This is a genomic window from Amycolatopsis sp. NPDC001319, from assembly GCF_042896185.1.
Lineage (GTDB): Bacteria > Actinomycetota > Actinomycetes > Mycobacteriales > Pseudonocardiaceae > Amycolatopsis.
This window is the reverse complement of record NZ_JBIAWY010000009.1, coordinates 272455-293008: the sequence shown is the minus strand read 5'-3', so window position 1 is coordinate 293008 and position 20554 is coordinate 272455. Positions and strand designations below refer to the sequence as shown.

22 protein-coding genes and 1 tRNA gene are annotated in these 20554 nt (G+C 72.2%); 14 read left to right on the top strand and 9 right to left on the bottom strand.

Annotation, left to right across the window (positions count from 1 at the left end):
* Nucleotides 1-246 precede the first annotated feature (246 nt).
* On the top strand, nucleotides 247-1071 hold the full coding sequence (locus ACFY1H_RS32465; protein WP_366582743.1) for an alpha/beta hydrolase: 825 nt from the start codon (nucleotides 247-249) through the stop codon (nucleotides 1069-1071).
* Between the two features lie 10 nt (nucleotides 1072-1081).
* Here ACFY1H_RS32465 and ACFY1H_RS32460 read toward each other — a convergent pair whose 3' ends face one another.
* Nucleotides 1082-4186: a discoidin domain-containing protein gene (locus ACFY1H_RS32460; protein WP_386952769.1), complete on the bottom strand. Its 3105-nt coding sequence runs from the start codon at nucleotides 4184-4186 to the stop codon at nucleotides 1082-1084.
* Between the two features lie 120 nt (nucleotides 4187-4306).
* On the bottom strand, nucleotides 4307-4873 hold the full coding sequence (locus ACFY1H_RS32455) for a hypothetical protein (protein WP_386952766.1): 567 nt from the start codon (nucleotides 4871-4873) through the stop codon (nucleotides 4307-4309).
* A gap of 151 nt (nucleotides 4874-5024) precedes the next feature.
* Between ACFY1H_RS32455 and ACFY1H_RS32450 the strand changes: the two genes are divergently transcribed.
* The 7 genes from ACFY1H_RS32450 (at nucleotide 5025) to ACFY1H_RS32420 (ending at nucleotide 10427) form a co-directional block, all read left to right on the top strand.
* Nucleotides 5025-5624 carry a TetR/AcrR family transcriptional regulator gene (locus ACFY1H_RS32450; RefSeq protein ID WP_366582740.1) on the top strand — a complete coding sequence of 200 codons (600 nt, stop codon included), beginning with the start codon at nucleotides 5025-5027 and terminating at the stop codon, nucleotides 5622-5624.
* Nucleotides 5625-5731: 107 nt separating this feature from the next.
* Complete coding sequence (locus ACFY1H_RS32445) at nucleotides 5732-6658, top strand: oxidoreductase (RefSeq protein ID WP_386952763.1); 927 nt, start codon at nucleotides 5732-5734, stop codon at nucleotides 6656-6658.
* A 99-nt stretch (nucleotides 6659-6757) separates the two neighbouring features.
* A complete protein-coding gene (locus ACFY1H_RS32440) occupies nucleotides 6758-8068 on the top strand; it encodes an alpha/beta hydrolase fold domain-containing protein (RefSeq protein WP_386952762.1) in 1311 nt (436 codons plus the stop codon).
* A gap of 4 nt (nucleotides 8069-8072) precedes the next feature.
* Entirely contained in the window at nucleotides 8073-8633 is a 561-nt protein-coding gene (locus tag ACFY1H_RS32435) for a TetR family transcriptional regulator (protein WP_386952759.1), read from the top strand.
* A gap of 157 nt (nucleotides 8634-8790) precedes the next feature.
* Nucleotides 8791-9237, top strand: a complete 447-nt coding sequence (locus ACFY1H_RS32430; RefSeq protein WP_386952756.1) for a DUF6069 family protein — start codon at nucleotides 8791-8793, stop codon at nucleotides 9235-9237.
* Between the two features lie 161 nt (nucleotides 9238-9398).
* Nucleotides 9399-9824: an SHOCT domain-containing protein gene (locus ACFY1H_RS32425; protein WP_366582735.1), complete on the top strand. Its 426-nt coding sequence runs from the start codon at nucleotides 9399-9401 to the stop codon at nucleotides 9822-9824.
* A gap of 102 nt (nucleotides 9825-9926) precedes the next feature.
* On the top strand, nucleotides 9927-10427 hold the full coding sequence (locus tag ACFY1H_RS32420; protein WP_366582734.1) for a hypothetical protein: 501 nt from the start codon (nucleotides 9927-9929) through the stop codon (nucleotides 10425-10427).
* A gap of 57 nt (nucleotides 10428-10484) precedes the next feature.
* Here the strand turns inward: ACFY1H_RS32420 and ACFY1H_RS32415 are convergent, their stop codons facing one another.
* Nucleotides 10485-11102 (bottom strand): TetR/AcrR family transcriptional regulator, encoded by a 618-nt coding sequence (locus tag ACFY1H_RS32415; protein WP_386952752.1) that lies wholly within the window; start codon nucleotides 11100-11102, stop codon nucleotides 10485-10487.
* A gap of 118 nt (nucleotides 11103-11220) precedes the next feature.
* Between ACFY1H_RS32415 and ACFY1H_RS32410 the strand changes: the two genes are divergently transcribed.
* From ACFY1H_RS32410 to ACFY1H_RS32400, 3 genes are read left to right on the top strand one after another with little or no spacing between them, the layout of a single operon-like run.
* Entirely contained in the window at nucleotides 11221-11931 is a 711-nt protein-coding gene (locus ACFY1H_RS32410) for an SDR family oxidoreductase (protein WP_366582732.1), read from the top strand.
* Nucleotides 11932-11954: 23 nt separating this feature from the next.
* The gene (locus tag ACFY1H_RS32405; RefSeq protein WP_366582731.1) at nucleotides 11955-12698 is read left to right on the top strand and encodes a hypothetical protein; all 744 of its coding nucleotides are present in this window, start codon (nucleotides 11955-11957) and stop codon (nucleotides 12696-12698) included.
* The gene (locus tag ACFY1H_RS32400) at nucleotides 12699-13415 is read left to right on the top strand and encodes a hypothetical protein (protein ID WP_386952749.1); all 717 of its coding nucleotides are present in this window, start codon (nucleotides 12699-12701) and stop codon (nucleotides 13413-13415) included.
* Between the two features lie 16 nt (nucleotides 13416-13431).
* On the opposite strand, the gene ACFY1H_RS32395 is transcribed toward ACFY1H_RS32400, so the two are convergent.
* The 6 genes from ACFY1H_RS32395 to ACFY1H_RS32370 form a co-directional block, all read right to left on the bottom strand.
* Nucleotides 13432-14094, bottom strand: coding sequence for a 3,4-dihydroxy-2-butanone-4-phosphate synthase (locus ACFY1H_RS32395; protein ID WP_386952746.1), 663 nt, complete (start codon nucleotides 14092-14094; stop codon nucleotides 13432-13434).
* Between the two features lie 41 nt (nucleotides 14095-14135).
* On the bottom strand, nucleotides 14136-14657 hold the full coding sequence (locus ACFY1H_RS32390) for a flavin reductase family protein (RefSeq protein ID WP_386952744.1): 522 nt from the start codon (nucleotides 14655-14657) through the stop codon (nucleotides 14136-14138).
* Entirely contained in the window at nucleotides 14654-15172 is a 519-nt protein-coding gene (locus ACFY1H_RS32385) for an NADPH-dependent FMN reductase (RefSeq protein ID WP_386952741.1), read from the bottom strand. Before ACFY1H_RS32385 ends, ACFY1H_RS32390 begins: the two co-directional genes overlap by 4 nt.
* 504 nt (nucleotides 15173-15676) lie before the next feature.
* Nucleotides 15677-16510 (bottom strand): LuxR C-terminal-related transcriptional regulator, encoded by an 834-nt coding sequence (locus tag ACFY1H_RS32380; RefSeq protein ID WP_366582726.1) that lies wholly within the window; start codon nucleotides 16508-16510, stop codon nucleotides 15677-15679.
* Nucleotides 16511-16631: 121 nt separating this feature from the next.
* Nucleotides 16632-18275 carry a thiamine pyrophosphate-binding protein gene (locus tag ACFY1H_RS32375; RefSeq protein ID WP_386952738.1) on the bottom strand — a complete coding sequence of 548 codons (1644 nt, stop codon included), beginning with the start codon at nucleotides 18273-18275 and terminating at the stop codon, nucleotides 16632-16634.
* 2 nt (nucleotides 18276-18277) lie between these two features.
* Nucleotides 18278-19078, bottom strand: coding sequence for a cyclase family protein (locus tag ACFY1H_RS32370; protein WP_386952735.1), 801 nt, complete (start codon nucleotides 19076-19078; stop codon nucleotides 18278-18280).
* A gap of 117 nt (nucleotides 19079-19195) precedes the next feature.
* On the opposite strand from ACFY1H_RS32370, the gene ACFY1H_RS32365 reads away from it, so the two are divergent.
* From ACFY1H_RS32365 to ACFY1H_RS32355, 3 genes are all read left to right on the top strand, one after another.
* A complete protein-coding gene (locus ACFY1H_RS32365) occupies nucleotides 19196-20143 on the top strand; it encodes a LysR substrate-binding domain-containing protein (RefSeq protein ID WP_366582723.1) in 948 nt (315 codons plus the stop codon).
* Between the two features lie 102 nt (nucleotides 20144-20245).
* Nucleotides 20246-20368, top strand: coding sequence for a hypothetical protein (locus tag ACFY1H_RS32360; protein WP_386952732.1), 123 nt, complete (start codon nucleotides 20246-20248; stop codon nucleotides 20366-20368).
* An 80-nt stretch (nucleotides 20369-20448) separates the two neighbouring features.
* A tRNA-Trp gene (locus tag ACFY1H_RS32355) sits at nucleotides 20449-20521 on the top strand.
* The last annotated feature ends 33 nt before the right edge of the window (nucleotides 20522-20554 follow it).

Here is a 20554-nt window from a genome sequence, read left to right as displayed (position 1 = left end):
CGCGGCCACGTGTCGCACCGGGTCGCAGATCAGTGCGGATTCGGCCCCCTCCTTGAAAAGCACATGCGCAGCGCCATCTCCGGCCGACGGCCGCGGCGGGCACCTCACCCGCGTGATCCAGGAAGCTGGACCCGTGGGCGCGCAAGCGTAGTCTGCGAGGCGCAGATCCGACGCGCTGCGCTCAGTGTCCACACGCAACAGATTCACGAGGTATCCGGGAACGTCGCGAGAAACGGAGACAACACCATGCCGATGATCACCACCGACGACGGTGTCGAGATCTTCTACAAGGACTGGGGCACCGGCCAGCCCATCGTGTTCAGCCACGGCTGGCCCCTGTCGGCGGACGACTGGGACACCCAGATGTTGTTCTTCCTGCAGCAGGGTTATCGCGTCATCGCGCACGACCGGCGCGGTCACGGTCGTTCGGCGCAGGTCGCCGAGGGACACGACCTCGACCACTACGCCGACGATCTCGCGGCCGTCACCGCGCACCTCGATCTCCACGACGCCATCCACGTCGGGCACTCCACGGGCGGCGGCGAGGTCGTGCGCTACCTGGGCCGCCACGGCGAGTCCCGCGTCGCCAAGGCCGCGATCCTGTCCGCCATCCCGCCGCTGATGCTGAAGACCGAGTCGAACCCGGGCGGCCTGCCCAAGAGCGTCTTCGACGACCTGCAGGCGCAGCTGTTCGCGAACCGTTCGGTGTTCTACCGCGCGGTGGCCTCGGGCCCCTTCTACGGCTTCAACCGCCCCGGCGTCGAACCCGACGAGGCGATCATCCAGAACTGGTGGCGCCAGGGCATGATGGGCAGCGCGCTGGCCCACTACGACGGCATCGTCGCGTTCTCCCAGACCGACCAGACCGACGACCTGAAGAAGATCACCGTCCCCGTCTACGTCGGCCACGGCGACGACGACCAGATCGTCCCCTACGCCGACGCCGCCTTGCTGTCGTCGAAGATCCTGCAGAACTCCACACTGAAGATCTATCCGGGTTACCCGCACGGCATGCCGACCGTCCACGCCGAGACGATCAACGCGGATCTCCTGGAGTTCTTCCGGTCCTGACCGGGCCGGGTCACCGCACGGTGATCCTCGTCAGGCTCGCCGTCGGGTTTCCGGTGACCTGAACGGCGACGTAGCGCGCCGCTCCGCTGAGCGCGACCGTCGTCGTACGGCGCGCGGACGGGGTCGGGGCGGCGGTGTAGGTGCGGCCGTCGGTGCTCGTCTCGACGGTGAACGTGGGGAGGCGGCCGCCGGTCCAGGTGAGCTCCGCGGTGGTGAGGGGGCAGGGCGCGCCGAGGTCGAGGACGAGGCGGCCGTTCGGGCCCGGGCGCCAGGAGGTGCGCGGGTCGTCGTCGACGGCGTCGGTGGGGGTGCTCATGCCCGGGGGAAGGGGTTCGGCCGGGAAGGTGGTTGCGCCCAAAGCCAGGTCCGGCAAGGGGTACGGGCGGGTCCGGCGGGCGGTGACCGTCACCGCGTGCCGGGCGGGGAGGACCACCGGCCGCCAGGGTTCGCCCGCCGGCTGCACCGAGACGGCCACGGTGCGGTCGGCGGTCAGCCGCAGGGTGGCGGCGTCGACGACGGTGGCGCGCACGCCGGCGGGCAGGGTGCGGCCCACGCCACGCACGGTGAAGCGCGCCGGTTCGATGCGGGCTTCGCCGGGCGACGCGGAGACCGACCACGAAGTGCCGGTCGCGGTGACGACCTGCGAGCCCTGGTAGAGCGCGGCGGTTCCGTCCGTGGCGGGCAGAGTGAGGGTGCCCGACGTCGTCGCGGCGGAGAGGTTGAACAGCACGAGGTGCCCGTCGAGCACGGATCCGCGCAGTGCCGCGGAACTGGCCGTCGGCCGTGGTTCGCGCGCGGCGGCGGCCAAATTGCGCGGGTCCGGATGGCATTCGACGTGCACGGGCGCGGAATCACCGTCGGACAGCACGATCCGGTCGCCGGTGACGGTGGCCGGGTGCGGTGAGCCGGACACGACGAACCCGGCGCGGCCGTCGACGTCGAGCCAGCCGCCGGTCGTGGTGACGGCGGGCAGCGGGTAGGTGCCGGCCGCGGTCCACGTGGTGGCGTCGGCCGAGGTCTCCACGCGGTAGCGGCGCCCGGCGGCGGCCTCCCACGCCACGCGAACGCGGTCGAACCGTTGGGGCGCCCCGAAATCGAGCGCGAGCCAGCTGTCGGCGCGCGGGCGGTCGGCGACGGAGACGGCCCACCGCGTGGCCGCGTCACCGTCGTTCGCGAACTTCGCCTCCTTGCCCGGCGTCGCCGAGGAAGCCGAAGCCGTGGCCGCGCGGGCGAGGTCCGGGCCCGCCGCACCGTCGCGGACTTCGAAGGCCCACGCCGAATACCCGTACGTCGGATCCGGCTGCACGCCGAGGATCCGCACGTACCGGGCCGTCACCGCGGGGAAGGTCACGTCGTCGGTGCGCCCACCGCCGGACGGCGGCGCCGGCGCGACGGGGACGGTCACCGCGCCTTCGGCGCTGCGGTAGGTCCGCTCGCCGGTCAGCCCCGGCACGCCGGGCATGGCGAGGTTGTACACCGACACCACGCCCTCGCCCGCGCCCAGACCGGTGCTGGAGTACACCGCCGCGCCCGTCGGCAACGTCGCGAAACCGGCGTACCCGGTGTCGAACTTCCACACCGCGGCGCTCGCGTCGAAGCCGTCGCGGACCTTCGTCCACGTCGTGGCGTGCCGTTCCCGCACGGCCAGCGCGGTGGACGGAAGCAACATCGGCGTGGCGCCGCTGACGGCGAACAGCCAGTCGTCGTGGTGCGGCTGCCACGCGAACTTCGTGAACCCGGGCTTGCTCACCGCCGCGGCCCACGCGGCCGGACTGCGGTGCGCGAGCAGGCCGGGCCCGTCGCCGAAGTCCGCGACGCCGACGGCGTGGGCGTCGAACTCCGCCTGGCTCACCGGACGCACCGGGCCACCGTGGTCGGCGCGCCATTCGTGCAACAGGTAGCTGATCGCGATCTCCGCCCGCGCCTCCGGCTCGTACTTGGGCTCGCCCGAGAACTTCGTGACGCGATCGGCGGGCGCGTAGGCCTGGTACGGCTCCAGCCGTGCGGCCAGCTGCGCCTCGGCGCGCGCGGCGTAGCGGTCGCCGAGCACCTGCGCGCGGAACGCGAGCGGGATGACGTCGCGGCCGTAGAGGTGCTCGCGGTCGGCGACCATCGGCATGAGGGGTTCGCCCGCGTCGCTGGCCATCAGCAGCATCGTGTGCCACAGCAGCTCGCCGTTGGGCTGCGCGGTGAGCACCTCCGGCAGCGGCTGCCCGGCCAGCAGGAAGTGCATCGAGTTGCGGCCGGAGGTGCGCCACAGCTCTTCCTGGTAATGCGGGCCGAAGGAGCCGTGGTTCTCCACGAGGAAGGTGTCGTAGAGGTTCTCCGCCGTGTTGGCCGAGATCGGCACGCCGTCGACGACCCGGGGGTTGGCCAGGTCCGCGGCGGGCAGCGCGGTCTCGTTGCGGCTCCACCGCCCGAACCACTCGCGCCACTGCGCGGCGCGGGGATCCTTCGCGGCCCAGGCCATCCCCGGGGCGAGGGCCTGGGCGTACACGCCCATCTCCTCCAGCTTGGTGTCGCCGACGTGCCCGCCCGAGAGGCCGTGGGGCGTCCAGTCGCCGGACAGCGGGTCGTCGCCCGTGCCGAGCGCCGCGGTGTAGGCGGCCTGCCCGGTCGCGATCTCGTCGAGGTTCGCGCGGGTGGCGGCGTCGAGGTCGGCCCACAGCAGGCGGCCGGCCAGCTGGAAGTAGGACTGGAACGTGGTGTCGAAGAACAGCCGGCGGCCCCACTCGGTGCCGCCGGTGAGGAGGTTGCTCGCCGCGAAGTGCCGGATCGTGTCGACGGTGTGCCGGTGCAGCACCTCACGTTCGACGCCGGTGACCGCGGCGTCGTACCCGTCGCGCGTGAGCAGGACGGCGTTGCCCAGCACCACGGCGAACGTGAAGTCCTTCGCCGGGTAGATGCCGGCCGCCGCGTCGAACTGCTGCTCGGCCCAGCGGGTGTGGCGAAGCAGCACCCGCAGGTAGGTCGCGGCGACGTCGTCCGGCGCTCCCCCGCCGCGGGCCGGCGCGGGGGTGGCGGCCCGCGCCGCCGGGGTCACCAGGCCCGCGCTCACCAGCGCGAGCCCGCCCGCGCCGAGTCCCTGAAGCACCGCGCGCCGCCTGAGCGCCATGTCCGCCCCCCTTGTTGACAACCTTGTCATCGCGTCGGCGCCGATTCTGCTTCCCCACACGGCGACGGGGCAACGCCGGCGGGGAAACCCGTCCGGTTCAGGACAACCGGGCTCGCACTCTCAGCCGGCTTCGGGTCCGTGCGCGGCACGGCCCAGCCGCAGAGCGGACACGAGGAAGAAGATGCCGCCCAACGTCGCGTAACCGGCCAGGGTCGTGAAGGACGCACTGTCCTTTGTGGCCTGGAGGACGAACGAAGCGCCGGCCAGGACGGAGATCCCGCCGCTGAGGATGACCGGCCACTGGCCGCCCAGGGTGCGGCGCAGGAGGCCGACGACCAGCTGCACGAGCCCGGCCGCGATCGCCCACGCGCCCCACACGCCGAGGACCGCGGGGATGCCCGACGAGGCCGCGACGGCCAGGCCCACGGCGGCGAGCAAGCTGATCACCACGTTCACATACAGGCCCGCGACCGGCTTGCCCTTCTTCGCCGAGCGGGCGTCGACGACGGCCGCGGCCACGTCGAACAGCGGGTAGAGCACGAGCAGCGTCGTGCTGACCGGACCGAGGCTCGACCCGGTCACGAACAGCAGCACGGCCCAGACCACGGCGAACGCGAACCGGATGAAGTACAGGCGCCGCAAGGGTTTCGCGATACCCCCGGGGGCCGCAACGGTGGTGGTGCTCATGGAGTGCTCCTTCGGACTGGGGTCGCGATCGGCCGGGTAGACAGATCGTTCTATCTCTCGGTGAGTGACTATGGCAGCCGCCGAGCCAAGCCGTCAAGACCGACCGTTCTATCTGCTAGTGTGGAAGCAACGAGGAGAGGTGGACGGCGAAGTGTCCGAAGCGCGAGCCCGACTGCTGGCTTCGGCGAGCCGGCTGTTCTATTCGGAGGGCCTCCACTCGGTCGGCATCGACCGGGTCATCGCCGACGCCGGTGTCACGCGCGCCACGCTCTACCGGCACTTCCCGAGCAAGGACGACCTGCTGGTCGCGTACCTGACGGCGGCCGACCAGGCGATCCGCGCCGGCATCGAGACCGCCCGCACCGGCAAGGCCTCGGGGGCCGACGCCGTCCGCGCGGTCGCCGAGTCGATCGCCGACGGCATCCGCACGCCCGGGTTCCGCGGCTGCGCCTTCCTCAACGCCGTCGCGGAGTACCCCGATCCCGCGCACCCCGTGCACCAGGCCGTGCTCACCCACCGGCAGTGGTTCCTGGAGGTCGTCACCGAACTGCTCGCCCAGGCCGGCGAGACCGCGCCCGAGCCGGCCGCGAGGCACTTCGTCATGCTGCGGGACGGCGCCATGGCCGCCGGCTGCCTCAGCGATCCGGCGCCGGTCTGCGAAACCTTCCGCCTCGGCGTCGAAGGAATCCTGAAGTACCGGGACACTCCGGTCGTGCCTCCCGAGAAGGCGGGCCAGGCTTCGCAAGCCTGACCACCGGCCCCGTGGTGAAGACCGCCACTACTGAATGAATTTTCATTGACGTCCTGACGCACCCGTGTCATCGTCTTATTAAATGAACATTCATTAGTGGAGGAACCGTGACCACCACCCTCGCCCCGGCCCACTGGACGCCCGACCGGATCGGCGACCTGCGAGACCGCGTCGCGCTCGTGACCGGCGGCAACAGCGGCATCGGCCTCGAAACCGCCCGCGTGCTGACCCGTCACGGCGCCCGCGTCCTCCTGGCCGGCCGCAGCCGGGCGAAGCTCGACGACGCCGTCGCCACGCTGCGCGCCGACCAGCCCACCGCGCGGCTGGAAACCGTCGTGCTGGACCTGGGCTCCCTGGCCTCCGTCGCCGAGACGTCCGCGCGGCTCGCGGCCACCGAGACGATCGATCTGCTCTTCAACAACGCCGGCGTCATGAACGTGCCGGACCGGCGCACGACCGCGGACGGGTTCGAGCTGACCGTCGGCACCAACCACCTCGGGCACTTCGCCCTCACCGCCGGACTGCTGCCCGCGCTGCGCCGCGCCGAAGCCGCGCGGGTGGTCACCGTCAGCGCGATCGCCGCGACCTGGCGCTCCGGCCGGCTCGACGACCTGATGAGCGAGCAGCGCTACGGCGCGATGCGCGCGTACGCGAAGTCCAAGCGCGCCAACGTGGTTTTCACCCAGGAGCTGTCCCGGCGGCTGGCCGGTACTGCCCTGCGCGCGGTGTCGGTGCACCCCGGCTCGGCCGTGACCAACCTGCAGCGCCACTCGGAAAGCGCGGTCTCGCGGGCGATGATCGCGGTGCTGCGCAGCTTGGTCATGGGTTCCCCGGAAGGCGCGGCGTGGCCGTCGCTGTACGCCGCGACCAGCCCCGAAGTGATCGGCGGCGCCTTCTACGGCCCCGCCGGCCGCGACCAGACCTCCGGCACCCCGAAGCCGGTCAAGCTCCCCCGCGGCGCCGACGACCCGGCCGAAGGCGCCCGCCTGTGGGCCGAAAGCGAACGCCTCACCGGCGTCACCTTCTCCCTCTGACCTCCCGAAAGGACCTCATCCCATGACCGGCTCGACCTTCGACCTCCGCCGGCAGGACGTCGACCCCGCGCTCCTCGAAGCCCAGCGCGAGGTGACGCCGTGCTCGCGAAGATGCCGCACCCGGACGTCCGGACCCCCGAAGGGCTCGCCGCCCTGCGCGCCGGCACTGCCCACAACCCCGGCGCGACGGACCTGCGCCCCACCGAACGCCACGTCGACGGACCCACCGGCCCGATCCGGCTGCGCGTGTTCACGCCGCCCGAGCCACGCGCGATCCTCTACCGCATTCACGGCGGCGGCTGGGCCGCCGGAGCACCGGAGGACGACGACGTCGTCAACGACCGCCTCGCCCGCGCGACCGGTTCGATCGTCGTCAGCCCGGAGTACCGGCTGGCGCCCGAGGCCACCGTGCCCGAGCAGATCGAGGAGACGGTCGCCGTCGCCCGCCGGCTCGCCCGGCACGCGGCCGCGGAGTTCGGCACCGGCCGGCTGCTGATCGGCGGCATCTCCGCCGGTGCGCACCTCGCCGCCGCGACGCTGCTGGCGTTGCGCGACGCCGGTGATCCCGCGTTCGGCGCGTTCGCCGGCGCCTACCTCGACTGCGGCATCTACGACCTGGGCCTGTCCCCCAGCGCCGCGGCGGCCACCGAAAACAGCCTCGTGCTCACCCGGTCCTGGATCGACGGCCTGCCCGACCTCGCCCTGCCCGGCCACACGCCGGAGCAACGGCGCGCCCCGCGGCTGTCCCCGGCCCTGGCCGACCTCACCCGCTTCCCGCCCACCCTGCTGACGGTCGGCGACCTCGACCCGCTGCGCGACGACGCCATCCTGCTCGCCGCCCGCCTACGGCTCGCGGGCCGCGACGCGCGGCTGGAGATCTGGCCCGAAGCCCCGCACGCGTTCACCAACATGGCCACCCCGCTCGGCGACGTCGCCCTCGACAGCGCCATCGCATGGCTCAACGATCTCCTCGACCCGCCGCGCACCGCGCCCGACCCTGCGGCGGTCGTGCACCGGTTCGTCACCGAGGTCATCAACGGCGGCGACCTCGACGTCGTCGGCGAGCTCTGGCACGACGACCTCGCGTGGCACGCCGGCAGCGCCGGCGACCTCCACGGCCTCGAGGCCTACCGGGCCGCCCTGCGCGCCGCGGTCGGCGGTGCCTTCACCGGCATGCACCTGACCGTGCACGACACCCTCGTCGACGGCGACACGGTCGTGCTCCGGTTCACCGACAGCGGCACCCACACCGGGCCGTTCCTCGGTGTCGCGGCCACCGGCCGGCCCGCCGCGTGGTCCGGCATCGGCATCTACACCGTGCGGGCGGGCAAGATCGCCGAGGCGTGGTTCGGCGAGGACATGCTCGGCCTGCTGCGGCAGCTCGAGCCGAATGAACACTCATTAGGATGACGGCATGGCCCGGACCCGAGACCCCGAGAGCAAGCGGCGGCAGCTGCTGGACGGCGCGCTCGCCGAGTTCGCCGAGCACGGCATCGGCGGCGCCCGCGTCGAGCGCATCGCCGCCCGCGCCGGGGTCAGCGCCGGGCTCGTGTATTCCTTCTACGACGGCAAAGAAGGGCTGTACGAAGCGGTCTACGACGCCATCGTCGAGCAGGTCGTCTCCGGGATCCCCATCGACGCGGACGACCTGCCCGGATACGCGGGACAGCTCTACGACGCGGGCCTTCGGCACCCGGACGTGATGCGCTTCGTCACCTGGTACCAGCTCGAGCGCGGCGGCGTCCGGCCCGTCGTCGCGAAGTCCATGGCCGACAAGACCGCGGCGATCGAGGACGCGCAGGGCCGCGGCACCGTGACCGGCCGGCGGCCGGCCGGCGAGCTGCTCGCCCTGGTGCTGACCATCGCGAACATGTGGCAGAACCAGGGCGAGGACGTCCGCGGCCTCGTCCCGGAGGCCGAGCGCCGCCGCGTCGTCACCGACACCGTCCGGCAGCTGGTGGATCCGGCGCGCTGACTGCGTTCCGTCCACTGTGGATGTTCTTCGGGGGCCGTGCGTCGCCCTGACGGCACCCGGCATCACCTCACCCGAATCGGAGGAGCACGGCGGCCTCCGGATGTGTTTCGGTGGCCCCAGTCGCCCGGGGGCGGGGCGCGAGACCGCGGAGGGGCCCATGACCGGAGACACGCGGCCCCGGGTCGCCGCGGGCAGGCTGTGGGCCGGCGGCGGGGCGACGGCACTGGTCGCGGCCCTGGCGGCCATCGTGGTGGTGCTCGTCGCGCGCGGCCTGTTCGACGTGCCCGTGCTGGCCCCGGAGGGCGAGGGCGCGTGGGGCGGGGTCGGCACGGTCGCCTACGCGGTGGGCGCCGCGCTCGTCGCCCTCGCGGCGACAGGACTGCTCCACCTGCTCCTGATCAGCACGCCCCGCGCGAAGTCGTTCTTCGTCTCGATCATGCTGCTCGTCACCGCGATCGCCGTCGTCATCCCCCTGGGCCTCGACGCGGAGCGCGGCGCGCGGTTCGCGACGGCCGCCGGGAACCTGCTGATCGGTCTCGTGATCACGAGCACGCTGTCCGGCGTCGCCGGCGCGGCGGTTCGCGCGGGCCGGCCGGTGCGGTGAGCTCCGCGGCGCCGGAATTCACCTCCGCCGGGTGATGCCGTGCGGGGCGGTCGCTGGGAACGCTGCCACAGGGGGACACGGCCGGGAGCCGCTCGACCCTGGCTACCGGTCCGTTGTGGACGGACCTCCCGGTCGTGCGGGTGTCGAGCATCGGAGGCGTGATGGCACTGGCTCAATCGGACTACCCGTTCCTGGACGTGATCTGGACCATGCTGGTGTTCTTCGGCTGGGTGGTCTGGTTCTGGCTGCTCATCGTGATCTTCGGCGACCTCTTCCACCGCTCGGACGTCTCCGGCTGGGGCAAGGCCGGCTGGACCGTCCTCGTCCTGGTGCTGCCGTTCGTCGGCGTGCTGATCTACCTCATCGCGCAGGGCAAGCACATGGGCGAGCGCCGGCGTTCCGAGGCGGCGGACAACCAGAAGCAGTTCGACGACTACGTCCGCTCGGTCGCCGCCAACGGCGACAAGGGAGACAAGGGCGACAAGGGCGCCGCCGGCCAGATCGCCGAGGCGAAGAAGCTCCTCGACACCGGCGCCATCAACGCGGAGGAGTACGAATCCCTGAAGGCCAAGGCCCTCGCTCGGTGAGCGCGGGCCGGCCAGGCCCCGCCGGCAGGCCGAGACCGGCGGGGCCGCCCCTCCCCCACGCGGCGACCGGGCAGCACCGGTTCGCGACGGACGGAGGCAGGCGTGGCCGAGCAAGTGCGTGACCGAACCGCCGGACGGCGCCGCGCGGCCGGCATCTACGGCGTGATCGTCACCGCCGCCATCCTCACCGCCGTGGGCGGACAGCTTTCGACTCTGCCACTGGCGGTCACGGTCGTGGTCACGCTGCTGGTCTACTGGACGGCCGAGGAATACGCGGAACTACTGGGCGAGGAAGTCGAGGACGGCAAACTGCCGAGCCGGGCGCGGATCGCCACCGAGCTGCGCGCCACGTGGCCGATGGTGACGGCGTCGTTCGGCCCGATCGCCGCACTGCTGCTGGCCCGGCTCGCCGGCGCCTCGCCCGCCGCCGCGGCCAACACCGGCCTCGCGGTGGCCGTGGTGGTCCTGACCTATCACGCGTGGTCCGCGGCGCGCGTGGCCCGGCTGCGCGGCGCGGCACTGATCGGGACGACCTGCGCGGCAGGGCTGCTCGGCGTCGTCATGATCCTGTTGAAGAACCTGATCCTGGTCCACCTGCATTGACGCCACGGGACGGCCGCTGCCCGGCTGCGCGAACCGGAGACCGTCCTTTGCGGACGGTCAGTCCGTGACGCCCGCCGCGTCGAGGAGGGTGCGGGCGGTGGCGACGGCGAGGCCGCGCAGGTCGTCGGCGCCGACGCCGGCGCGGCTGCTGGCCCCGTCGTAGAGGACGGCGAGCTGGCGGGTGAGGAAGCCGGGGTCGGTGGCGTTGCCGCGTTCGGCTTCGGCGCGGAAGAAGCCTTCCAGGTGCTCGGTTTTGAGGCGGGCGGCCGTGATGCTCGCGGGGTGGTCGGGGTCTTTCAGCTCGAGCTGCGTGGCGAGGTAGGCGCAGCCGCGGTAGTCGGGTGACGTCGCGAAGGCTTCCAGCTGCTCGAAGACGTGCAGCAGCCGCGCGCGCGGGCTGGAGCTGAAACCGGGCGGGGGCAACAGGAAGGCGGCGTCGTCGCCGATGCGGCGCTGCAGTGCGGCTTCGAGGAGGGTGTCCTTGCTGTCGAACAGCTCGTACATCGACTTCTTGGAGATCCCCGCGCGCCGGCACAGCGCGTTGGCGCCGACGGCGACCCCGTCGCGGTAGAAGAGCTCGATCGCGGCACGCAGGAGCCGCTCGCGCTGGGACTCGCGGACGGCGTTGTCCGGCGCTCCGGCCTTCGCGTCGGGTGCGGCGGTTTCGGTGCTCATGGCGTCCAGGCTACCTCGCCGGGGTTGACACGAGAAACCGAGCGGTTTACGTTGACGTCGCCTGCAGAAACCAATCGGTTTCTGATCTTCGCGCCTCCGACCAGGAAGAAGCCCCACCATGACTGTCAACGGATCCGTCGCCTTCGTGACCGGCGGCAACCGCGGCCTCGGCGCCCAGTTCGTCCGCGCACTCCTCGACGCCGGCGCGAGCAAGGTGTACGCGGCGGCCCGCGACCCGCGCACCGTCACGAACACCGGTGCCGTCCCGGTCGCGCTCGACATCACCGACCACGCCTCGGTGGTCGCCGCCGCCGAGCAAGCGCAGGACGTGACGTTGCTGATCAACAACGCCGGGATCCTGACGTCGACCGGCGTCCTGGACGGCGACCTCGACGCCTACCGCCTCGAGTACGAGACCCACGTGCTCGGCACCCTCGACGTGACCCGCGCCTTCGCGCCGGCCCTGGCCCGCAACGGCGGAGGGGCGATCCTCAACGTGCTGTCCGTGCTGTCGTGGGCGTCGCTCCCCCACTGGGCGGCTTACTGCGCCGCCAAGGCCGCCGAGTGGTCGGTCACCAACTCCCTGCGCGTGGAGCTGGCCGGGCAGGGCACCCAGGTGAGCAGCCTGCACGTCGGTTACCTGGACACGGACCTGATCGCCGACCTCACCGACGTCGAGAAGGCCGACCCCGCCGAGGTCGCCCGGATCGCGCTCGACGGCGTCGCCCAGGGGCAGCTGGAAGTGGTCGCCGACGAGTTCACCCGCCAGATCAAGGCCGGCCTCGCCCAGGGCATCGAGGCCCTCTACCCGCAGGTCGCCCGGGCCTGACCCCTCGTCACGAAGGAAAAACCGTGAACGACCTGCTCGAGTTCGTCGTGGACGGACACGGCGGCCTCGACCGCTGGCACGCCGCCACGACCCTGTCGGCCACCGTCCGCCTTTCCGGCCCGTTCTGGCCGTTCAAGCAACGGCCCGACGTCGTGGGCACCACGCACGTCACCGCGAACGTCCACCGCCAGCGCGTCACGCTCGCGCCCTTCGGCCCGGGCACGGCCGTGGACTTCGACGCCGACGCGGACCGGGTCCTCGTCACGCGCGGCGAGGAGGAAACGCGGCTCGACTCGCCGCGCCGGGCCATGGCGGACCTCCCCCGGGAACACCCGTGGTCGGTGGCCGAGGCCGGCTACTTCATCGCCTACGCGAGCTGGACCTACCTGCTCGAACCGTTCCTGCTCACCCTGCCCGGTGTCACGACCCGCGAAATCGAGCCGTGGCACGAAGACGGCGAGACCTGGCGCCGGCTGGAGGCGGCTTTCCCCTCCCGGCTGGCGACCCACTCTCCGGTCCAGACCTACTACTTCGACGCCGGCACCGGGCTCCAGCGCCGCGTGGACTACTCGCCCGAGGTCACGGGCAAGCCCCTCACCGCCCACTACACGAGCGAACACCGCGACTTCGGCGGGCTGCCCGTCCCGACCCGCCGCCGCGTCCTGCGCCGCGACACCGACGGCGTGGCCGACCACCACTCCACCGTCATCCTCCTCGACGTCGCCGATCTGCGACTGGAAACCGCTGATGTGGAAGGAAAAACGTGAATGTCCACCCTCGCGATTCTCCTGTGGACACTCGTGCTCATCGGCACGATCGGCATCCGGGCCTTGACCGGCGTCAGCCTGTACCGGGCGGGGCGGGCGGCCGGGCTGGACCGCCCGACGTCGGGGAAGGTGGCCGGCTGGACGACGGTGGTGCTGCTCAGCTGGCTGGCCGCGTGCGTGCTGCTCGCGTACTACGGCGCGTTCGCGTCCGGCCCGCTGGCACCGGTCCTCGTCGTCGCGCTGCTGGTGGCGGTGCTGGCGGGCACCCGGATTCCGATCGTGGCGAAGGTGCTGGCGGCGCCCGGCACGGCCGCCCGGCTGGCGTGGCCGCAGACCGTCCGCGTGATCGGCGTCCTGTTCCTGATCCTGATGTTCACCGGCAACCTGTCGCCACTGGCCGCGCTGCCACCCGGCCTCGGTGATCTGGCGATCGGCCTGGCCGCGCCGTGGGTGGCGCGTGCACTGGCGCGCGGCACCGGCCACCGGTGGGCGTTCTGGTTCAACGTGCTGGGCATCGCCGACCTCACCTTCGCGTTGGCACTGCGCCTGGTGAGCGGGTTCGTCCTCGGTGAGCCGGCCGGGGCGTCAGGGGCGCTGCCGCTGGCGCTGATCCCGACGGTGGCCGTGCCCCTCGCCGTGGCGCTGCACGTCGTGTCGCTGCGGCGGCTCGCTGCCGAGCCGCGCCGCACCGAGATGGTCGGCGCCGCAACCACTTGACGGCGCCGACGGCTGCTCACCCCGCGTGCCCGCACTCGGGGCACGCGGGGTGAGCAGCCGATCTGGGGGCCAGGACGTCGGCCGCCGCCACGACGAGCAGGCCGTGGTCGGCGGCGAACGAAGCCAGTTCCTCCGGGCCCGCCAGGTCGCCCGACTCGCGTTGCGAAACGATGCCGCTGAGCACCGCGGCTTCGTGCTTGCCCGCGAGCCGCACCAGGTCGAGGGCGGCCTCGCCGCGGCCGGCGCGGTGGGGGGTGTTTTCGCGGGCCGTGCGGATGGGCACGACGTGGCCGGGCCGGGTGAAGTCGGCCGGAGTGGCGGCGGGATCGGCCAGCAGCCGGATGGTGCGGGCCCGGTCGGCCGCGGAGATGCCGGTCGTCCCGCCGGTGCGGGCGTCGACCGTGACGGCGAAGGCTTCCCCTCCGCACGCCGGCGCCCCGGGGTACATCAACGGGAGCCCGAGGCGGTCGCAGTCCTCGTCCGGCAGGGCGACGCAGACGAACCCGTCGGTGTACCGGACGGACAAGGACACCAGGTGCGGTGTCGCGTCCTGCGCGGCGAACACGAGGTCGCCGTGCGTGCCGGTCACCACCACCGGCTGCCCGGCCGCGATCGCGGCGGCGGCCTGCTCGACGCTCACCGCGCCGGACCGGCGGTCTGCTGAAAGCTGCTGTGCCATCGTCGTTCTTCCTTCGTGGGGTCCGGCGGGACCCGGGTCGCTCAGCCGGCGGCGGGCGCCGGGGCGATGCGGTGGAAACCACCGCGGTAGAACAGCAGCGGCTCGGCGCCGTCCTGCGCGTCCGGCGAGCTCATCTCCAGGACCCGGCCGACGACGAGGTGGTGGTCGCCCGCGTCGTGCTCGGCGTCGATCTCGCAGTCGAGCCACACGAGGCTTTCGGAGAGGACAGGGTTCCCGGCCGCGGTTTCGGTGTGCGCGACCCCGCTCCACCGGTCGACGCCCTTGCGCGCGAACGCGGAAGCGACCTCCCGGTGGCCGTGGCCCAGCACGGACACGGCGAACCGGCCGAGGTCCCGGATGAGCGGATAGGTGCTCGAAGTCCGGGCGACGCCGATCAGGATCAGCGGCGGGTCCAGCGAAACGCTGTGGAACGACTGGCAGGTGAACCCGACGCGCTGCCCGTCGTCCGCGGTAGCGCCGACCACCACGACGCCGGAGGCGTAGCGCCCCACGGCGTCGCGGTACGCGCGGGAGTCGTCGAAGCTCGTCAACTGCCGCGTCACGGGATCCGCACCCCCTCGGCCAGGCGGGCGAGCTGCCCGATCGTGCGGGCGTAGCGCGCGGCCGCCTCTTCGGCGAGGGTGTCCAGCGCGTCCATCGAGGACGTCTCGAAGTACCACCCGGCGCCGGGGACCACGGCGCCGAGCTCGGTCAGCAGCGGCGCGAGGTGGCTGTCGACGCCCATCGCGTGGGCGGGGCTGCCCCCGGTCATCACGGGGATCGCCGTCACCCCGGTCAGCGCGCCCGCCGCGTAGCGGTCCAGGAACGCCTTGACCAGGCCGGTGTAGGTGGCCTTGTAGGTCGGGCTCGCGATCACCACGAGATCGCTGCCGGCGACGCGCTCGTTCAACGCCGACATCACGTCCGAGGGCCACGTGAAGATCTCGGCGGAACAGTCGGCCAGGTCGATGACCTGGCGGTCCGCGTCGTCCTTCACCAGCCGGTCGAGCAAGGCTTCGGCGACCTGCCTCGTGCGCGAAGCGGGCTTCGGATTTCCAACGACAATGGTGGTTTTCATAGCTGCTCCGTTCGGCCCCGAAGGCCTCGGGCTTCGTCACGGCAACGCCGACGCTGACGAACTTCCTGCAGCTGGTACGAGATCTTGTGGCCCGTACAGCCCCGCGACAGCTCTTGTCACGGGCCGCGTCTTGGCGCGGAGTGACGATCACCTTAGCGCGGAGCGAGAATCCGTCACAATAACACCGAGGGGTCATGGCCCGGCCGGTGTTCGCCCGCAGAAACTGTCGATCAGGTCATCTCCGGCGGCTCGCCGCGCGGGCGCCAGTTCGCCGCGGAGCACGCCGAGGTGGCGTTCACCATTCCCGACGACGCCGATCCCAGGCCGTGAAAGCGCGGGCCGCGGAATACCGCGAAGAGGCGCGCAACAAATTCAGCAAAGAGATCCAGATCTGGCTTTCCACGTAGGTCGTGCAAAGGACACCACCGCCGAAGCCGAGGCCTACGTCCACTACGTCGTGACGCCGGGATCGCTTGCCGCACAGGCGATCCCGGCGGCTTCGGATCAGGGCGTCACGAGGTTGTGCTCCTGCAGGTACCGCAGGGCTTCGAGCCGCGAGCGCACGCCGAGTTTGTGGAAGCTGTGCTTCATGTGCTGCTTGACGGTGTTGAGCGCGATCCCGAGCTCGGCGGCGATCTCCGCGTTGCTCAGCCCGCTCGTGGCCAGCGCGAGCACCTGGCGCTCCCGCTCGGTCAGTCCCCCGTCGGCGCCCGCGGACGGCGCGGTGCCGGCCTGGGGTGCCCCGGAGGGCTCGGACAGGTCGATCGTGTCGATGTCCAGGTTCGTCGCGACGGGTCCCTCGAGCGGCGCCGCGGGTGCGCGCCGCTCGTAGGCCGCGGCGTTGGCCAGGCCGATCGCCAGGAACTTCGACAGCCGGTGGGCCATCTCCTGCTCCCGGGTGGTGAACGCCGGACGGCCGGTCCGGCGGGCGAAGGTCGCGGTGCCGACGGGCCGGCCCTCGGCGACGAGCAACGCGTAGAGGCAGTGCTCGAACCCGTAGTCGGCCAGGAGCCGGCCCACCGGCGAGCGCAGGTGGTCGGTGCGGCGGCCGTACAGGACCGCGTCGTGGACCGGGAACCGTGATGTGGTCGAGCGCTTGAAGTACGGGTTCGCCGGCCCGGAGATGGGCGCGAACTCGAGGAGCATCTTCACCGGCGCGCCCGTCAAGGACGCCACCCGGCCCCGGCAGCGGCGGTCGAGCTGGTGGATAGCGCCCGAGTCGCAGCGCAGGACGCGGACCAGCTCCGGCAGGGTCCGCTGCTGCACGGTGGCCGCGCGCAGCGAGCCGCAGGCGAGCTCGCCGAACCGCGCCACCTCCTGCCAGTCGAGACCGGTCATCGCGTGCTCCTCTCGCAGGCCGGCCTCGGTGCCGTCCCGGTTCGAGATGGTACGTACTCGGTGCAAGCGGCGGCCCTGGTGCGAACACGATGGTGTCAGCGAAAAAGGGCCGCCGCTGCGCTCAGTGACCGAAGGCTTCGTGCAGCCACCAGGCCCCGCCGTCGGACGTGATCTTGGCGTCGAGAACCAACGGCCGCCGCGGCGAAGACGAAACCCAGTCCTTGACCGCGGCGAGGTCGTCGGCCGAGCGCACGGTCAGGCCCGCGCAGCCGTGGCCCCGGGCCAGCGCGGCGAGGTCGCCGTCGGGGAAGGTGACGTTGTCCAGTCCCGCGGTGCCGGCGCCGAAGTGGTGCACTTCCGCGCCGTACATCGCGTCGTTGTAGACGACGACCAGCAGCGGAAGTCCCAGGCGCACGGCCGTTTCCAGCTCGGAGATCCCCATCAGGAACCCGCCGTCGCCCAGCGCCGCGACGGGCACGCGGTCGGGCTGCGCCAGCGCGGTGCCGATCGCACTCGCCAGCCCGAGCCCGACCGACTGGAACGCCTGGGTGAAGCAGAACCCGTACTCGTCCGGCACGTCGAGGTACATGCTCGGGTAGCCGAGGAAGTTGCCGGAGTCGACCGACACCGTCCGCTCGGCCGGCAGCAGCTCGTTGAGCCGCGCCGACAGCGTCCGCGGGTCGATGCGGTCCTCGGTGGACGCGTCGTCGAACGGGAGCTGGTTCCAGCGCAGCCCCGTGCGGAGGCGCTCGCCGAGCTCCGTGCGCCGGTAGCCCGTCTTCGGCTCCGCACCGCCGGAGCGGAGCAGGGCCGTGGCCGCGCGGGCGGTTTCCGCGACGCCGCCCCACAACCCGAGGTCGACGGCGCGGTGCCGGCCGATCGCCGCCGGGTCCAGGTCGACCTGAACCACGCGGGCGTCGGCCCCGATCAGCGCGCCGTGCCGCGTCGTCCACATGTTCAGCGCGCACCCGAACGCCACGACCAGGTCGGCCCGCGACACCAGTTCGATCGTCAGCGGGGAGGCGAAGCCGCCCGAGACGTCGATGCTCCACGGGTCGTCGTGGAACAACCCGCGGCTCACCGCCGACGTGGCCAGCAGCGCGCCCGCACGGTTCCCCAGCTCCCGGATCGCCTCGCCCGCCCCGGGCGAACGGCCGCCGCGGCCGACGATGAACACCGGCCGCGACGCCTCGCTCAGCAGCCGGACGAACTCCGCCAACGGCTCGGGCGCGGGCTGCGGCGCCGCGACCTCGGCCGGGACCGTCCCGTGCTGCTGCTCCGGCAGCTCCAGCTCCTGGACGTCGATCGGGACGTTGAGCACCACGGTCCGCCGCTGCTGCGCGCAGATCGCCAACGCGCGGGCCACGTCCCGCAGGGCCGTGCGCGCCGAGCCCACCCGCAGCGGCACGGCGCCGACCCCGGCGGCGAGCCCGGGCTGGTCGATGAAGAAGTTGGACGCGGGGTCGCCGGCTTCGGCCGTCAGCACCAGCAGCGGGGTCCGGCTCTTGGCCGCCTCGGTGATCCCGGTGAGCGCGTTGGTGTAGCCGCAGCCCTGGTGCAGCGACAGCACCGCGACCTCGCCCGACATGCGGGCGTAGGCGTCGGCCATCGTCGCCGCGCCGCCTTCGTGGCGCGCCGCCACGAACCGCGCTCCCCCGGCCACGAGTGCCTGGGTGAAGTGGAAGTTGCCGCTGCCGACCACGCCGAACGCGGCGCGCACGCCGTGCTCGGTCAGGTACCGGCCGATGGCCTCGTGCACCAGCATGGTCAGTTCGCTCCGTTCTCGACGATCGCCAGCACGCGGGCCGGGCTCCCGGAACCGCCGACGATCCGCAGCGGCGCCACGATCAGCAACGTGCCCGTCGGTGGCAGCAGGTGCAGGTTCTGCAGCTGGGTGATGCCGTACTTGCCGGCGCCGAGCAGGTACGAGTGCACGGGGAACTCGGGATCGAAGCCGAATGCCTGCCCGGCGTCGGTGCCGACGGTCTCGACGCCGAACCCGAGGATCGGGGTCTCCCGCGCCAGCCAGCGTGCGCACTCGGGATCGACGCCGGGGGTGTGCGGCCCGTCGTCGCCGGCGTTGAGGAACAGCTCCTGGTCGTGGGAGCGCGCGGCCCAGCCGGTGCGCAACAGCAGCCAGCCCTGCGGCAGGGAGCCGTGTTCGCGCTGCCATTGCTCGACGTCGTCGCGGCGCAGCAGGTAGTCCGGGTCGGCGGCGGCCTCGCACGACTTGTCGATCACGACGGCCGGCGCGACCAGGCGGGCCGGCGGCACGGACGCGACGTCCTCCAGATCGGCCCCGGTGACCCAGTGGCGCGGCGCGTCGAAGTGGGTGCCGACGTGCTCGCCGGTGTGGATGCCGTTCTGGTACGACGTGCGGCCGCGCTCGTCGTACTTCGCCAGCTCCTCCAGTCGGAATCGGGGAATCGGCGCCATGTCCGGGGGCAGGTCGAGCACGGGGGTGGCGGACGAGAGCGGCGCGGTGAGCTCGACGATCGACGCGTCACCGCGAGCGAGGGCGCCGACCAGCGCGGAAACGGATCCGGTGGTCTCAGGCGAAGAAGACATGAATTCATCGTGTGCGCGCGGGCACCGGCGCACCAATGCCTATCCCGGCCTGGTTATGCCTGTCTGGTTATACCGGGGCCGATCTGCTATACCTCGCCGGAAGAAAGGGTGAGGGCAGTGGACCAGCAGCGTTTCCTCGACGGCCGCCTCAAGATCCGGCACCTGGTGCTGGTGATCGCGATCGCCGAGAACGGCTCCCTGCTCGGCGCCGCCAAGGATCTGCACGTGACGCAGCCGGCGGTGACCCGGGCGCTGCGCGAGACGGAGTCGATCGTCGGGGTGGAGCTGTTCGTGCGCGGGCCGCGCGGGGTGCGGCCCACCGCGTTCGGCGAGATCCTGCTCGACCACGCACGGGCGGTGGTGAGCACCATGGCCTCCGCGCAGGACCGCATCGACGGGCTGCTGCGCGACGGCGCGGAGCCCGTGCGCGTCGGCACCAACCTCGCCGGCGCGTACGTGCTGCTCCCCTCGGCGCTCGTCCGGCTCAAGGCCGAGCACCCGACCCTCACGGCGACCGTGGTCGAAGGCCTGGGAGCCGATCTCGACGTCCGGCTCGCCCACGGCGAGGTCGACCTCCTCGTCGGCCGCCCGCCCGCCGGCACCGCGAGCCGGTTTCACCACGCGCCGCTGTACGAGGAACCCGTGGGCCTCGTCGCGCGCCGCGACCACCCGGCCATCGCCTCCGGACTGTGTTCCCTGGCGCAGTTGCAGGAGTTCCCCTGGATCCTGCCGGGCCGGCCCACCGCGCTGCGCGACGAGCTCGACGAGCTGTTCGCCCGCCACGAGGTTCCCTTGCCCCGCAACGTCATCGAGTGCTCGACGATCCTGACCATGCGCTCGATCCTGCTGCACACCGACGCGATCACGCCGCTGCCCCTGCTCATCGGCGCCGACGACGACGCCCTCGGCTACCTGCCGATCCGGCTGGAGACCGTGCCCCGCGCCATCGGCATCACCACGCTCGCCGGCCGCACGCCGTCGAAGAGCGCCCAGCTCCTCATCGGCCACCTCGTCGCCGAGGCGCAGCGGATCTCCGCGGAAATCGCCCGGCTCGATTTCGGATAATCCCAGGGGTTTATGGCCGCGGCGCCGTCGGCGGAAAACCCGGTTGACGTCCGCGGGCGCGCCGGAGAGGATGAGTCCACACCAGCGAACAAAGGGGCAGTCATGACGAACACGCGAGAGCGAGGGACGCAGCGCCGGAAGCCGGCCGCCGCGATCGTCGCCGTGTGCTCGTCCGGCCGGAAACCCTGGACTGCCAACGGCATCACCGTCGGCTCCCCACCCTGATGTGACACTTCGTCAGGTCGAGGGAGCCGCCCGTCGGGAAACCGATCCGGGCGGTTTTCTCTGTTTCGCGCGATCGATTTACCGGTGAGCTTCCGGAGAGAGCGCGGCGGTCTCCAAAACCGTTCGCCGAAGGTTCGACTCCTTCCACCGGTGCTTCGCGCCCCCATTTTTTCGGTGGCGTGTTCT

Excerpts from the sequence above, each read along its gene's own strand:
- ACFY1H_RS32465 (WP_366582743.1), top strand. The coding sequence starts at position 247 with ATGCCGATGATCACCACCGACGACGGTGTCGAGATCTTCTACAAGGAC.
- ACFY1H_RS32460 (WP_386952769.1), bottom strand. The coding sequence starts at position 4,186 with ATGGCGCTCAGGCGGCGCGCGGTGCTTCAGGGACTCGGCGCGGGCGGG.
- ACFY1H_RS32455 (WP_386952766.1), bottom strand. The coding sequence starts at position 4,873 with ATGAGCACCACCACCGTTGCGGCCCCCGGGGGTATCGCGAAACCCTTG.
- ACFY1H_RS32435 (WP_386952759.1), top strand. The coding sequence starts at position 8,073 with ATGGCCCGGACCCGAGACCCCGAGAGCAAGCGGCGGCAGCTGCTGGAC.
- ACFY1H_RS32430 (WP_386952756.1), top strand. The coding sequence starts at position 8,791 with ATGACCGGAGACACGCGGCCCCGGGTCGCCGCGGGCAGGCTGTGGGCC.
- ACFY1H_RS32425 (WP_366582735.1), top strand. The coding sequence starts at position 9,399 with ATGGCACTGGCTCAATCGGACTACCCGTTCCTGGACGTGATCTGGACC.
- ACFY1H_RS32415 (WP_386952752.1), bottom strand. The coding sequence starts at position 11,102 with ATGAGCACCGAAACCGCCGCACCCGACGCGAAGGCCGGAGCGCCGGAC.
- ACFY1H_RS32410 (WP_366582732.1), top strand. The coding sequence starts at position 11,221 with ATGACTGTCAACGGATCCGTCGCCTTCGTGACCGGCGGCAACCGCGGC.
- ACFY1H_RS32400 (WP_386952749.1), top strand. The coding sequence starts at position 12,699 with ATGTCCACCCTCGCGATTCTCCTGTGGACACTCGTGCTCATCGGCACG.
- ACFY1H_RS32395 (WP_386952746.1), bottom strand. The coding sequence starts at position 14,094 with ATGGCACAGCAGCTTTCAGCAGACCGCCGGTCCGGCGCGGTGAGCGTC.
- ACFY1H_RS32385 (WP_386952741.1), bottom strand. The coding sequence starts at position 15,172 with ATGAAAACCACCATTGTCGTTGGAAATCCGAAGCCCGCTTCGCGCACG.
- ACFY1H_RS32380 (WP_366582726.1), bottom strand. The coding sequence starts at position 16,510 with ATGACCGGTCTCGACTGGCAGGAGGTGGCGCGGTTCGGCGAGCTCGCC.
- ACFY1H_RS32375 (WP_386952738.1), bottom strand. The coding sequence starts at position 18,275 with ATGCTGGTGCACGAGGCCATCGGCCGGTACCTGACCGAGCACGGCGTG.
- ACFY1H_RS32370 (WP_386952735.1), bottom strand. The coding sequence starts at position 19,078 with ATGTCTTCTTCGCCTGAGACCACCGGATCCGTTTCCGCGCTGGTCGGC.
- ACFY1H_RS32360 (WP_386952732.1), top strand. The coding sequence starts at position 20,246 with ATGACGAACACGCGAGAGCGAGGGACGCAGCGCCGGAAGCCGGCCGCC.